The 12,512-nt window shown below is 61.3% G+C and carries 14 protein-coding genes; 4 read left to right on the forward strand and 10 right to left on the reverse strand.

Annotated elements, in window-relative coordinates; all coding sequences use genetic code 11:
• Positions 1-242: 242 nt before the first annotated feature.
• Positions 243-563, reverse strand: a complete 321-nt coding sequence (gene sugE, locus AADW18_RS16235; RefSeq protein ID WP_337344437.1) for a quaternary ammonium compound efflux SMR transporter SugE — start codon at positions 561-563, stop codon at positions 243-245.
• Positions 564-737: 174 nt separating this feature from the next.
• The gene (gene speD, locus AADW18_RS16240; protein WP_337344438.1) at positions 738-1,532 is read right to left on the reverse strand and encodes an adenosylmethionine decarboxylase; all 795 of its coding nucleotides are present in this window, start codon (positions 1,530-1,532) and stop codon (positions 738-740) included.
• Between the two features lie 197 nt (positions 1,533-1,729).
• On the opposite strand from speD, the gene crp reads away from it, so the two are divergent.
• Both crp and AADW18_RS16250 read left to right on the forward strand, forming a co-directional pair.
• Entirely contained in the window at positions 1,730-2,416 is a 687-nt protein-coding gene (gene crp, locus AADW18_RS16245) for a cAMP-activated global transcriptional regulator CRP (RefSeq protein ID WP_337344439.1), read from the forward strand.
• 152 nt (positions 2,417-2,568) lie between these two features.
• A complete protein-coding gene (locus tag AADW18_RS16250) occupies positions 2,569-3,318 on the forward strand; it encodes a sulfite exporter TauE/SafE family protein (RefSeq protein WP_337344440.1) in 750 nt (249 codons plus the stop codon).
• 485 nt (positions 3,319-3,803) lie between these two features.
• On the opposite strand, the gene AADW18_RS16255 is transcribed toward AADW18_RS16250, so the two are convergent.
• From AADW18_RS16255 to AADW18_RS16290, 8 genes are all read right to left on the reverse strand, one after another.
• Positions 3,804-4,526 (reverse strand): haloacid dehalogenase-like hydrolase, encoded by a 723-nt coding sequence (locus AADW18_RS16255; protein WP_337344441.1) that lies wholly within the window; start codon positions 4,524-4,526, stop codon positions 3,804-3,806.
• Entirely contained in the window at positions 4,523-5,317 is a 795-nt protein-coding gene (trpC, locus tag AADW18_RS16260; RefSeq protein ID WP_337344442.1) for an indole-3-glycerol phosphate synthase TrpC, read from the reverse strand. Before trpC ends, AADW18_RS16255 begins: the two co-directional genes overlap by 4 nt.
• 235 nt (positions 5,318-5,552) lie before the next feature.
• Positions 5,553-5,894, reverse strand: coding sequence for an antibiotic biosynthesis monooxygenase (locus AADW18_RS16265; protein ID WP_337344443.1), 342 nt, complete (start codon positions 5,892-5,894; stop codon positions 5,553-5,555).
• A complete protein-coding gene (trpD, locus tag AADW18_RS16270) occupies positions 5,891-6,943 on the reverse strand; it encodes an anthranilate phosphoribosyltransferase (RefSeq protein ID WP_337344444.1) in 1,053 nt (350 codons plus the stop codon). The genes AADW18_RS16265 and trpD overlap by 4 nt, the downstream gene beginning before the upstream one ends.
• Before the next feature lie 95 nt (positions 6,944-7,038).
• Positions 7,039-7,617 (reverse strand): aminodeoxychorismate/anthranilate synthase component II, encoded by a 579-nt coding sequence (locus tag AADW18_RS16275; protein WP_337344445.1) that lies wholly within the window; start codon positions 7,615-7,617, stop codon positions 7,039-7,041.
• A gap of 74 nt (positions 7,618-7,691) precedes the next feature.
• Complete coding sequence (gene trpE / locus AADW18_RS16280) at positions 7,692-9,167, reverse strand: anthranilate synthase component I (RefSeq protein WP_337344446.1); 1,476 nt, start codon at positions 9,165-9,167, stop codon at positions 7,692-7,694.
• 296 nt (positions 9,168-9,463) lie between these two features.
• Positions 9,464-10,138, reverse strand: a complete 675-nt coding sequence (gene rpe / locus AADW18_RS16285) for a ribulose-phosphate 3-epimerase (RefSeq protein ID WP_337344447.1) — start codon at positions 10,136-10,138, stop codon at positions 9,464-9,466.
• Positions 10,139-10,290: 152 nt separating this feature from the next.
• Positions 10,291-10,617, reverse strand: a complete 327-nt coding sequence (locus tag AADW18_RS16290; protein WP_337344555.1) for a DnaJ domain-containing protein — start codon at positions 10,615-10,617, stop codon at positions 10,291-10,293.
• Positions 10,618-10,808: 191 nt separating this feature from the next.
• On the opposite strand from AADW18_RS16290, the gene AADW18_RS16295 reads away from it, so the two are divergent.
• Together AADW18_RS16295 and AADW18_RS16300 are read left to right on the forward strand one after the other, a co-directional pair.
• Positions 10,809-11,762, forward strand: a complete 954-nt coding sequence (locus AADW18_RS16295) for a phosphoribosylaminoimidazolesuccinocarboxamide synthase (RefSeq protein ID WP_337344448.1) — start codon at positions 10,809-10,811, stop codon at positions 11,760-11,762.
• 414 nt (positions 11,763-12,176) lie between these two features.
• Positions 12,177-12,512 (forward strand): SMR family transporter, encoded by a 336-nt coding sequence (locus AADW18_RS16300; protein ID WP_337344449.1) that lies wholly within the window; start codon positions 12,177-12,179, stop codon positions 12,510-12,512.

A 12,512-nucleotide genomic window follows, 5' to 3' on the forward strand; every position in this document is an offset into this window, starting at 1 on the left:
GCGGCGTCTCGCCCCGCGAGCTGTTCCACAAGATTGCGACGGAAGCGAAGAGCTCGCGCCGAGACGGCGCTCCTACATGAGCATGATTGTTCGCCTTTGACGGTCAGATCGTTCGCCGTTGTAGGAGCGGCGTCCCGCCGCGAGCTCTTTCGATCAGGCCGCGATGGAGGCGAAGAGCTCGCGGCGGGACGTCGCTCCCCCGGGAGATGGCTTCTATCGCGACATCCGATGACACCCAAAGCTCAGCCGGCCGAAGTGACCTTCAGGCCAATCACGCCCGCCACAATCGCCGCGATGCAGAGCAAACGCGGCAGCGAGGCACTCTCGGAAAACAGGACGATGCCCAGCATTGCCACGCCGGCCGCACCGATGCCGGTCCATATCGCATAGGCCGTGCCCACCGGAATCGCCTTCAACGCCTGCGTCAGCAGCCACAGGCTGATCGCTGCCGAAACCACGGTGCCGACACTCGGCCACAATCGGGTGAATCCTTCCGTGTATTTGAGGCCGATCGCAAATCCGATCTCGAAAAGTCCGGCGAGCAGCAGATAGAGCCAAGCCATGATGTACCTCCAAGCTAAAAAAAACGGCCCGGAGCCTTCGCTCCGGACCGCCGTCGGTCTACGTAATGCAGCACCACTGCCGCATGCGGGTCGTCCCGCTGTGTTCATTGCAAAGCGAATCTAACGCAGGCAATCCGAACCAGGCGTAACCCCGGTCCGCAAACCCGCTCATGCTCACTCCACCAGATTGCGACCGTGGAACAGCTCCTCGATCTCGCGCTTGAGCAGCGCTTCGATCTTCATGCGTTCCTTGAACGACAGATTCTTGGCTTTTTCTTCGAACAGGTACTGATCCAGGTCGAAGTCCTTCAGATGCATCTTGGTGTGGAAGATGTTTTCCTGATAGACATTGACGTCGAACATCTCGTAACGCGACTTGATGTTGTTGGCCAGGAAGTTCTGGATCGAGTTTATTTTGTGATCGATGTAGTGTTTTTTGCCTTTCACGTCGCGCGTGAAGCCGCGTACCCGGTAATCCATGATGACGATGTCGGATTCCAGACTTTCGATCAAATAGTTCAAGGCCTTCAGGGGCGAAATGACGCCGCACGTGGCGACATCGATGTCGGCCCGGAACGTGGCAATACCGTGCTGCGGATGCGTTTCCGGATAGGTGTGGACGGTGATATGGCTCTTGTCCATATGCGCCACCACTGCATCGGAGATGATCTCCTTGCCGGCCTGCTTCTTGTCGATCACAGGTTCTTCGGAGATCAGGATGGTCACCGACGCACCCTGCGGATCGTAGTCCTGGCGGGCCACATTCAGGATGTTGGCACCGATGATCTCGGCCACATCCGTCAGGATCTGGGTCAGGCGGTCGGCGTTGTATTCTTCATCGATGTACGCGATGTAGCGCTGGCGCTCCTCTTCGGAGACCGCGTAGCAGACGTCGTAGATATTGAAGCTCAGCGCCTTGGTGAGGTTGTTGAAGCCTTGCAGCCTGAGGCGAGGCAGTGGTTTGACCACGGCGGCGATCCCTGTGGGGGAAGCGGAAGAGGGGCGCGATTATGCGGCAAATAACGTTACAACGAAACGTCTGCTTGGGGGCAACCCACCTGCCGTCGATGCTCCGACGCGACTTTGGCCCATCACTTGCATCGTGAGGTTTGCTGTTGGGGCCGTATTCGGACTAAGCTTCATAGATTAACCGCCCTGAAACACCCATGAGCCCAGGCAACCACTTTATCGCCCCCGCTCGACCAGCCGCCAGTCCGTTGACGCCGGACGCCGCCGCCATAGAGCGATTCCTCGCCCACAGCCACCGCCGCCGCTATCCGGCCCGCGCGGACGTTTTCCGTCCTGGAGACCCCGCCGGCACGCTCTACTACGTGGTCAGCGGCTCGGTCAGCATCATTACCGAAGAGGACGACGACCGAGAGTTGGTGCTGGGATATTTCGGCTCTGGCGAATTCGTCGGCGAAATGGGCCTGTTCATCGAATCTGACCGACGGGAAGTGATCTTGCGCACCCGTACCCAGTGCGAACTCGCCGAGATCAGCTACGAGCGCTTGCATCAGCTTTTTCTCGGATCGCTATCCGCCGATGCGCCGAAGCTGCTGTACTCGATCGGCGCGCAGTTGTCGCGGCGCTTGCTGGATACCAGCAGGAAAGCCAGCCGCTTGGCATTCCTGGATGTGACGGATCGCATAGTTCGCACCCTGCACGATCTGGCGCGCGAACCGGAAGCGATGAGCCACCCTCAAGGTACCCAGCTGCGTGTCTCGCGCCAGGAGCTGGCACGCCTGGTCGGTTGTTCGCGCGAGATGGCCGGCAGAGTCCTGAAGAAGCTGCAAGCTGATGGCGCCCTTCATGCACGTGGCAAGACGGTGGTGCTCTACGGCACCCGTTAGTCGTGTCCGCCGATGTGAATAAACTTACCTGACGGCCTCCAGGTAGTCGGCGTTTTGTGTCACGGGGCTGCTTCCCTGAGTCGGCACACCGTCGATGGGTCTCCGCTATTCTGACCGTGACACACGGGTGACCCTGCCCGCGGGAGCACTGGATGGAATTTGGGAGCGAGTTTTACTGGTTCATCGTCATCGGCTTGGCAGCGCAACTGGTGGACGGCGCCCTCGGCATGGCGTTCGGCCTGGTGTCCTCCTCCATCCTGCTTGGCATGGGTTTGCCGCCGGCCGCGGTAAGCGCCAGCGTGCACACTGCTGAAATTTTCACCACTGGCGTTTCGGGCGCTTCTCACGCCTACTTCCGCAACATCGACAAACGCCTGTTCTGGCGACTGACCATCTCCGGCACCATCGGCGGAGTCATCGGCGCGTACGTGCTGACCCAATTGCCTGGCGAGCTCATCCGGCCTTTCATCTATGTCTATCTCCTGGCGCTATCGGTCTTAATCCTGCTACGTTCGGCCGGCAGATTCGTACCCAGGCAGGAGATCCGTCGGGTACCGGTATTGGGTTTTTTTGCGGGATTGCTGGACGCCGCCGCCGGCGGCGGCTGGGGTTCACTGGCGACCTCCACCCTGCTTGCCGGCGGCGGCAAGATCCGCACCACCATCGGCACGGTCAGTGCAGCCGAATTTGTGATCACTCTGGCGGTGTCACTGACCTTCTTTCTGTCCATTGGCATCCAGCATCTGGAGATCGTGCTGGGACTGCTGATCGGCGGCGCCGTGGCCGCGCCGTTCGCTGCGTATTTGGTGAGGCACGTCTCGGAGCGCATCATATTGACGATCGTCGGCATCGTCGTGCTATGCATAAGCGTGTACCACATCGGCCGGGCTTGGCTGTTCTAACGGTTCTACGATGCCGGCGAATATCAGGATTTCGCCCATCACGACCTGCTTGATTTGATCAAGGACTGGCGGACGCCTGAGCGCCGTTGATTTCCGAGCTGCGTCCTGCGATAGCATCGAACCAGTGGCAATGGAGCCGTCGCAACGGCAGGCGGTAGCGAATAGAAGCGCTTCTCGTAGAGCCGAGCTTGCTCGGCTGCTCTTTGATCGGCGTATTTTGAGTGAGTTAAGAGCAGCGGAGCAAGCTCCGCTCTACAAGAAACGTCTTCGCGGCTATTCATTGCCTGCCTGCCGTTGCGACGGCGTCATTGCTACCACCTCGGCGCTATCGCGAGGCGCAGCTCCGCTCTACAAGAAACGTCTTCGCGGCTATTCATTGCCTGCCTGCCGTTGCGACGGCGTCATCGCTACCACCTCGGCGCTATCGCGAGGCGCAGCTCCGCTCTACGAGAAGCACACGCTCGGTGCCATGAAGGCGATCAGAGCTAAACGCCTCGTTCGCCGCCTCGATTTTGGCAGCCCCAGTTGAGAATAGGCGTGTCGCGAGGCAACACGCGCCGGAAGAACGCCTCGCGTGCTTTCTTCGGATTCACCACCACCGGCTTGTGGGCCGCCTTCAGCAGCGGAAGATCGGCGCTGCTGTCGGAATATGCTACCGAGACGTCATGGTAGCCACGCTCGCGCAGCATCCGCATTTTTTCTTCGCTGTGGCAATGGCGAATGGCGATCACCGCACCCCATCGTGGCCCGACCGCCGTGCCGACAACAGGCACATCCTCGTGCGCGACGAAGCTGAGAATGGCGCGCGCGAGCTCCGGCGGCGCACCGGTGGCGACGACCACACGGTCTCCGGCCAGCCGGTGCTGGCGGAACACTTCCAAAGCCACCGGCAACAGCCGGCGCTGCACTTCCTCGCGGTGGGCCGCCACATAGCGGTCGATCAATGCATCGAAGCTACGCCGGCCATGTAGGCCGAAGGTCCCGATCCAGATATAGCCGGAAACCCCTCGGCGGCGAGTCGGCAGAAACGCGACCATCGGCCCCAGCACCACCGAAGCGGCCAGCGCGGCGGCGATCCGCAATGGATTCCGCTTGATCAGCCACTTGACCAAATGGCCACCGGAATCGCCGTCATACAAGGTGTGATCGAAATCGAACACCACCAACGGCGCATCGGCGAGCGGCTTGGGATAAACCGAGTCGTTCATGCTGCAAAGAATAGCTGACGCAGCGCTTCGCCTGGCTCCTCGGCCCGCATGAAGGTCTCGCCGACCAGGAAGGCGTCCACACCGGCCGTGCGCATCCTGATCACGTCGTCAGGCACCAGGATGCCGCTCTCGGTGACCAGTAGCCGGTCCTTGGGTACCGCATCCTTCATCGCCAACGTGGTGTCCAGCGAAACCTCGAAAGTACGAAGATTGCGGTTATTGATGCCGATCAACGGCACGGGCACCTGTAACGCGCGTTCCAGTTCATCGATGTCGTGAACCTCCACCAGCACGTCCATGTCCAGTTGCATCGCCAAGCTGGAAAGTTCCACCAGCTGCGTATCGTCCAATGCGGCGACGATCAACAGGATGCAGTCGGCTCCCAGCACCCTCGCTTCATAAACCTGATAAGGGTCGACAGTGAAATCCTTGCGCAACACCGGCAATGTACAGGCCTCGCGCGCCTGCTGCAGGTAGGCATCTGCGCCCTGGAAGAAATCGACGTCGGTCAACACGGACAAACAAGTCGCACCGCCGAATTCATAGCTCACCGCGATATCCGCCGGCCGGAAATCGGGACGGATCACGCCTTTGGACGGACTGGCCTTTTTTACCTCCGCAATCACCGCCGGGTCGCCTTGGGCGATGGTCGCCTGCATGGCGTCAGCAAAACCGCGTGTCGGTGGCGCATCCTCCGCGCGCGCGGCGAGTTCCGCCTGCGGCACGCGTGCCCTGCGCTCAGCAATCTCTTCTGCCTTGCGGGCAAGAATGGTGTTAAGGATGTCGCTCATGAATGTCCTGTCGTCCTCGCCTTAGAACCCGTTCAAAGTCTTGCTGCGCTTGCCATCTGGCGCGCGTGCGGTGCTCAAAATGCTCATGTACCGGTACGTACACTGCCCGCTCCACGACAACGCGCTCTGCGCTCCGCCACACGCCAGCTGGCTGCGCTCGCGACAGACTTTGAAAAGGTTCATCGCGAGAGTGGGCATTCTCGCACTTATCGTTTTGCGGCCGATACGGACGCGATCAATCCTTGTTCCATCCGTAGGCACGCTCCACTTTGGCGATGCGCAGCTCGAAATGCTCGTACCAATCGCGCCGCCCTTGTTCGCGGGCGGCAGTGTGTTCGGCGTGCTGGCGCCAGGCACGGATGGCATCTTCGCTTTCCCAATAGGCCACGGTAATGCCAAAGCCATCGGCACCGCGGGCCGACTCCACACCCAGATAACCGGGCTGCTGTTGAGCCAGCTCCACCATCCGCTCGGCGGTGGCGCCGTAGCCCTCATCGTCCTGGTCAGTGCGCTGCGAAGAGAAGATCACGGCGTAATACGGTGGCTTGGGCAGGTGGGCAAATCCGCTGGCGCTCATGGCTTGGCTCCTGTGGGCTGTGTGGAAAAGGCGCGAGTCGCGGCAATGAACTCTTCCAATTTGGCGAGCGCCCTGCCAGTCGTGATGGCATCGCGTGCGCGAGCGATGCCCTCTTCGATACTCTCGGCGACGCCCGCCACGTAGAGCGCCGCACCGGCATTCAGTACGACGATCTCGCGGGCCGGTCCTGGGCGGTTGTCCAGCACGCCGAGCAGCATCGACTTCGATTCGGCCGCATCGGCCACCCGCAAATTGCGGCTTGCCGCCATGGCGATACCGAAGTCTTCAGGGTGCACTTCGTATTCGCGAACCACGCCATCGCGCAGCTCGCCCACCAGGGTCCCGGCACCTAGCGACAGCTCATCCATACCGTCGCGCCCCCAGACCACCAAGGCGCGCTCGGCACCGAGTTCCAGCAGTACGCGTGCCTGGATGCCGACCAGATCGGGATGGAACACACCCATCAGGATGTTCGGCGCACCCGCCGGATTGGTCAGCGGACCGAGGATATTGAAGATGGTGCGCACACCCATTTCGCGCCGCACCGGCGCCACCACTTTCATGGCCGGGTGATGGACCGGCGCGAACATGAAACCGATCCCCGTCGAGGCGATGCTTTGCGCTACCTGCTCCGGCTGCAGCTCGATGGTCGCACCTAGCGCTTCCAGCACATCCGCACTGCCGGATTTGGACGAAACGCTGCGATTGCCATGCTTGGCGATCTTGGCGCCCGCCGCCGCGGCAACGAACATCGAGGCCGTCGAGATGTTGAACGTATGCGAGCCGTCACCGCCGGTGCCGACAATGTCGACCAGATGCCGCTTGTCCGGCACATCGACCGTGCGCGAGAACTCGCGCATCACCGTGGCCGCGCCGGCGATCTCGCCGATGGTTTCCTTCTTGACTCGCAGGCCGGTCAGGATGGCTGCCGACATGGTGGACGATACATCGCCGCGCATGATCTGCCGCATCAGGTCGACCATTTCGTCATGGAAGATTTCGCGGTGTTCGATGGTGCGCTGCAGGGCTTCTGAGGGCGTGATGGGCATGGGTTAGAGCCAGAAATGATAGATGGCGAATAGCGGAACAGGTGCACTGCTTTTGCTCGTCATCCCAGCGCAAGCTGGGATGACGACGGAAGAAATCACCTCTCCAGGAAGTTCTTCAACAGCGCATGGCCATGCTCGGTGAGAATGGATTCCGGATGGAATTGCACGCCTTCCACGGGATACTCCTTGTGCCGTAGCCCCATGATCTCTTCAAAGCTGCCGTCCTGGTTTTCGGTCCACGCGGTGATCTCCAGACTCTCCGGCAGCGTCGCGCGATCCACCACCAGCGAGTGATAGCGAGTCGCTTCGTAAGCGTCCGGCAGTCCGGCGAACACGCCCTTTCCTTCATGGCGGATGCGCGAGGTCTTGCCGTGCATGATGTTGCCGGCGCGCACCACGTCGCCGCCGTAGGCTTGGCCAATGCTCTGGTGACCCAGGCAAACGCCGAGAATAGGTGTCGTCCGCCCAAGTCGTTCGATCAACTCCAGGGAAACGCCGGCTTCGTTCGGTGTGCACGGACCAGGCGAAATAACGATGCGTTCGGGCGAGAGCATTTCTATTTCGTCCACCGTCATCGCATCGTTGCGCACCACCTTCACTTCAGCCCCCAACGATTGCAGGTACTGGACGAGGTTGTAGGTGAAGCTGTCGTAGTTGTCCAACATCAAGAGCATTTGGCTTTACTCCGCCCTTTCGCTTGCGGCAATGGGGAATTGTTTCCTGATTTCGAAATGGCGCACACGCACACTCACAAACCCTTGGCCGCCTCGGCCACCGCCCTGAACAACGCCCTGCCCTTGTTCATCGTCTCATCCCATTCTTTCTCCGGGTCCGAGTCGTAGACGATGCCGGCGCCGGCCTGCACATGCAGCCGGCCGCCCTTGATGACGGCGGTGCGGATGGCGATGGCGGTGTCCGCATCGCCGTGCCAGCCGATGTAGCCGATGCTCCCGGCATAGACGTTGCGTTTGATCGGTTCCAGCTCGCGGATGACTTCCAGTGCCCGTATCTTGGGAGCACCGCTGACGGTGCCTGCCGGGAAAGTCGCACGCAGCACATCCGCGTAACTCAGGCCGGGAAGCAATTTCCCGGTGACTTCGCTGACGATGTGCATCACGTGGCTGTAGCGCTCGATGACGAACTGTTCTCCCACCTCCACCGTGCCGGCCTTGGATACCCGGCCAGCGTCGTTGCGGCCCAGGTCGATCAGCATCAGGTGCTCGGCGCGTTCTTTGGGGTCGGCCAGCAGTTCGGCCTCCAGCGCGATATCTTCTTCATGCGTCTTGCCTCGCGGACGCGTGCCGGCGATGGGACGTACCGTGACTTCATCGCCATCCAGCCGCACCAATATCTCTGGCGACGAACCAACCACTTGAATATCGCCGACGTCCAGGAAGTACATGTACGGCGATGGGTTCAGCGCCCGCAGCGCGCGATAGACATCCACCGGGCGTGCGCTGAAGGGCACGCTGAGTCGCTGCGACAGCACCACTTGGAAGATGTCGCCGGCGCGGATGTATTCCTTGGATTTCTCCACCGCCGCGATGAAGCCATTGCGGGTGAAGCCGGAAACAAAGTGGCTCTCGTCCAGCACGTCGCGGGTGATTGGCGCGGGATAACCGGCGCCGGGCTGACGCAGCTTGCCGGTCAGCGCATCTAGTCGCGCCTGTGCGTTCTCCCATGCGTTTGCTTCGCGCGGATCGGCATGGACAATCAGGTAAAGACGGCCTTTCAGATTATCGAAGACTGCCAATTCTTCCGACAGCATCAATAGGATGTCGGGAGTATTCAGCTCATCGGGTTTGTCGCCGGTTGCCAGTCGCGGCTCGATATAGCCGATGCACTCGAACCCGAACCAGCCCACCAGTCCGCCTGTGAAACCCGGCAGACCCTCCAGCTTGGGCACGGAATGCGCGGCTCGCAGCGCTTCGACTTCGGCGAACGGGTCCGACACTTCGCGGGCTTCGACCAGTTCACCGCGCTCGCGGATTTCCATCGCATGCCCACGAAAGCTGACGACGCGCTTGGCAGGCAAGCCGATGATCGAATAACGGCCAAAACGTTCGCCGCCCTCCACCGATTCCAGCAGGTAGGTGTAGGGTGCGTCAGCGAGTTTCAGATAGACCGAAAGCGGCGTGTCCAGATCGGACAGCACTTCGCGGACAACCGGGATGCGTGTATGGCCGCTAGCGGCGTACTGCTGAAATTGTTCGAGCGAGATCAAGACGGAGTTCCTTCCGGGTCACAGGGGCGCGGCAGACGACGGCAACGGGCCACCATCGCCACCCATGGCGTGCGGAAGAAACGGAAAGCGGGGTCGTCTGGCTGAACACGGCACTACTTTACCCGATTGACGGGGCGCTGGGTGTTCCCCTTTCGGCGTCCCGCAGCAGCGGTCATCAGGCTGTCATTTCCCCGCTGTAGCGTGGAAGGCCATAGCAGGGACGACGGGCGGAGGCAGGATCAGCCTCCAATTTTCCGGGGCGATGACGCGAGTCATCGCCCTTCTGCTGTGCGCGGTCAGGCGCGCGCCGCAGCCACGGCCCGGCGCATCCTGCGGATCACGTCCGCATAGTCCGGGGCATTGAAGATGGCCGAACCGGCGACGAAAGCATCCGCCCCGGCGGCGGCGATCTCGCCGATGTTTTCCGCCTTCACCCCGCCATCGATCTCCAGGCGGATGTCCTTGCCGGTGGCGTCGATCTTCTTGCGGACCGCGCGCAGCTTATCCAGCGCCGAGGGAATGAACGCCTGTCCGCCGAAGCCAGGATTGACCGACATCAGCAGCACCAGGTCCAAGTCCTCGAGCACCCAATCCAACGCATCCACCGGCGTGCCGGGGTTCAGCACCAGGCCGGCTTTGCAGCCGTGCGACTTGATGAGCTGGATCGTGCGGTGCACGTGGCGGGTGGCTTCGGGGTGGAAGCTGATGATGCTGGCACCCGCTTCAGCGAAGTCCGGGACGATGCGATCAACCGGTTCCACCATCAGGTGTACGTCGATCGGCGCGGTAATGCCGTGTTTTCGTAGTGCCGAACAAACCAGCGGACCAATGGTGAGATTGGGCACGTAGTGGTTGTCCATGACGTCGAAATGCACCCAGTCGGCACCGGCCGCCAGCACGTTGTCCACTTCTTCGCCCAAACGGGCGAAATCGGCGGAGAGGATGGAAGGGGCGATGAGACAGTTGGACATGATGATGCTCAGAGCCTGTTTAAAGTCTGTCGCGAGCGCAGCCAGATGGCGCCTGACGGAGGGCAGAAAGCGCAGTGTACATACAAGTACATGAGCACTCGAGCACCGCACGCGCGCCAGATGGCAAGCGCAGCATGACTTTGAACAGGTTCTCAGCGCTTGCGCAGTGCCTTGATACGGTCGTAGGCGGCGTTGATTTCGCCGGCTTTTTTTTCGGCCTGGCGGCGCAGGTCGTCAGCGACGCCAGCCATCTTGTCCGGGTGATATTGCGAAATCAGGCGGCGATAGGCTTGATCGATCTCGGCGTCGGTGGCGTCGCTGGTCAGGTTGAAAACCCGATAGGGGTTGTCACGGCTCAACTTGAACCAGTCCTCATCGAAGGCATGGCCGATCAGCAGACCGATCAGAGCGCCCGCGGGGTGCCGCATCAGCAGCCATCCGGCAATAAATCCCAGCAGTTTCCCGTACCAGCGCTTCATCGGACCGAGCTTCTCCATCAATTCCGGCATTTTACGCCACATGGCGACGTCGGTCGCCGTACACTACGCGGCCCGGTCCGGAACCCGGCCCCGCTTGGCGGGAGTGGAACCGCAGCCGGGGCGCAGGACGACCGGCTGCGCCGGCGCCCTGGATCACCGTGATGGTTTTCCAAACTCCCCAAGGAGTGTCTGTGCCTACGACGTTGCTCCAATCCGATCTGCCCGGCCTGCCGCTGCGCCACCGCGGCAAAGTCCGCGATGTTTTCGATATCCCGCGCGAGCGCCTGCCCGCGGAAGCGCTTGCGAATGCCGCTTCCAGTGCTGCCTTCACAGGTGATTACCTGTTGATGGTGGCCACCGATCGCCTTAGCGCCTTCGACGTGGTGCTGCCCGATCCGATTCCCGGAAAGGGCGAGATGCTCTGCCAGATATCCAATTTCTGGTTCGCCAAGACCGCCCACCTGATGCCCAATCACCTGACCGGCATCGATGTGGCCAGCGTGTTGCCAGCTGGAGTGGACACCGCGCTTTACGCCAAGCGCGCCGTGGTAACCAAACGGCTGAAGCCGGTACCGGTGGAAGCCATCGCACGCGGCTATCTGATTGGCAGCGGCTGGAAGGATTACCAGCGCACCGGCAAGGTCAGCGGCATCGAATTGCCCGATGGTCTGCGCCAGGCGGAAAAACTGGCCGAGCCGATCTTTACTCCGTCCACCAAGGCCGCCGTCGGCGACCACGACGAAAACATCGATTTCGATGCGATGGTGAGGACGGTGGGCGCGGAACTCGCCGAGCGAGTGCGCGATGCCACATTGCGTATCTACCGTTACGCAGCGGAATATGCGGCGGAACGCGGCATCCTGCTGGCCGATACCAAATTCGAATTCGGCACCGACGAAAACGGGCGCCTATACATCATGGACGAGATGCTGACGCCGGATTCCTCGCGCTATTGGCCGGCGGATGAGTACGAAGTCGGCACCAGCCCGCCAAGCTACGACAAGCAGTTCGTACGCGACTATCTGGAAACATTGGATTGGGGCAAGACCGCGCCTGGCCCAAAACTACCCGCCGAAGTGATTGAGCGCACCCGCGCGAAGTATGCCGAGGCACTGCAGAAGCTGGCCGACATCCAGGTCGACTGAGTTGCGGGCATGGAGCGACCGACCAGCCATGGCCGTAGGCGCTTCTTGTAGAGCGGAGCTGCGCCCCGCGATAGCACCGAATCAGTAGCAACGACGCCGTCGCTACGGCCGGCGATAACGACAAGCCGTTAAGCGCTTCTTGTAGAGCGGAGCTTGCTCCGCTGCTTTGAGCCTCACGCACAAAGATCGAAGAGCAGCCGAGCAAGCTCGGCTCTACGTGAAGCGCAGCGCAGGCGCTGCTTTGCGCCCCATGATTGACCAGAAGTCGCGACAGCTTCTAAGCCCGCCATTCCCGCTTCTGCCGATCGCTTTGCGCTCAAATCGGCGCAAACAGCAACTGCGCGGGGACAGCAAAGGTTCAGCGCTCCGTGAAGTAGGCTTCGGCCCCGCCTAGTCATCCGCACGGAGTTCCGCATGAATATCGCCTACGTCTTCCTGGGTGTGGCCATCGTGGCCGAGGTCATCGCGACCAGCGCGCTCAAGGCGTCTGAAGGTTTCACACGCCTGGGACCTTCGTTGGTCGTCGCGCTTGGCTACGGCATCGCGTTCTACTGTCTTTCGCTGGTCATGAAAGCGATTCCGGTTGGCGTGACTTACGCCATCTGGTCCGGGGTGGGAATCGTATTGATCTCGCTGGTGGGCTGGCTGGTGCTGAAGCAGCCGCTGGACGTGCCGGCGATGCTGGGCATGGGGCTGATTGTAGCCGGCGTGATCGTGATCCAGGTGTTTTCCAGGACCGCCGCACACTGA

Origin of the sequence: Pseudoxanthomonas sp. CCNWLY206-1 (assembly GCF_039710385.1) — a bacterium.
Taxonomy (GTDB): domain Bacteria; phylum Pseudomonadota; class Gammaproteobacteria; order Xanthomonadales; family Xanthomonadaceae; genus Pseudoxanthomonas_A.

Coding starts and splice junctions, on each gene's coding strand:
- AADW18_RS16300 (WP_337344449.1), top strand. CDS start 12,177: ATGAATATCGCCTACGTCTTCCTGGGTGTGGCCATCGTGGCCGAGGTC.
- AADW18_RS16290 (WP_337344555.1), bottom strand. CDS start 10,617: ATGAAGCGCTGGTACGGGAAACTGCTGGGATTTATTGCCGGATGGCTG.
- sugE (WP_337344437.1), bottom strand. CDS start 563: ATGGCTTGGCTCTATCTGCTGCTCGCCGGACTTTTCGAGATCGGATTT.
- trpC (WP_337344442.1), bottom strand. CDS start 5,317: ATGAGCGACATCCTTAACACCATTCTTGCCCGCAAGGCAGAAGAGATT.
- AADW18_RS16255 (WP_337344441.1), bottom strand. CDS start 4,526: ATGAACGACTCGGTTTATCCCAAGCCGCTCGCCGATGCGCCGTTGGTG.
- AADW18_RS16250 (WP_337344440.1), top strand. CDS start 2,569: ATGGAATTTGGGAGCGAGTTTTACTGGTTCATCGTCATCGGCTTGGCA.
- crp (WP_337344439.1), top strand. CDS start 1,730: ATGAGCCCAGGCAACCACTTTATCGCCCCCGCTCGACCAGCCGCCAGT.
- AADW18_RS16265 (WP_337344443.1), bottom strand. CDS start 5,894: ATGAGCGCCAGCGGATTTGCCCACCTGCCCAAGCCACCGTATTACGCC.
- rpe (WP_337344447.1), bottom strand. CDS start 10,138: ATGTCCAACTGTCTCATCGCCCCTTCCATCCTCTCCGCCGATTTCGCC.
- trpD (WP_337344444.1), bottom strand. CDS start 6,943: ATGCCCATCACGCCCTCAGAAGCCCTGCAGCGCACCATCGAACACCGC.
- AADW18_RS16275 (WP_337344445.1), bottom strand. CDS start 7,617: ATGCTCTTGATGTTGGACAACTACGACAGCTTCACCTACAACCTCGTC.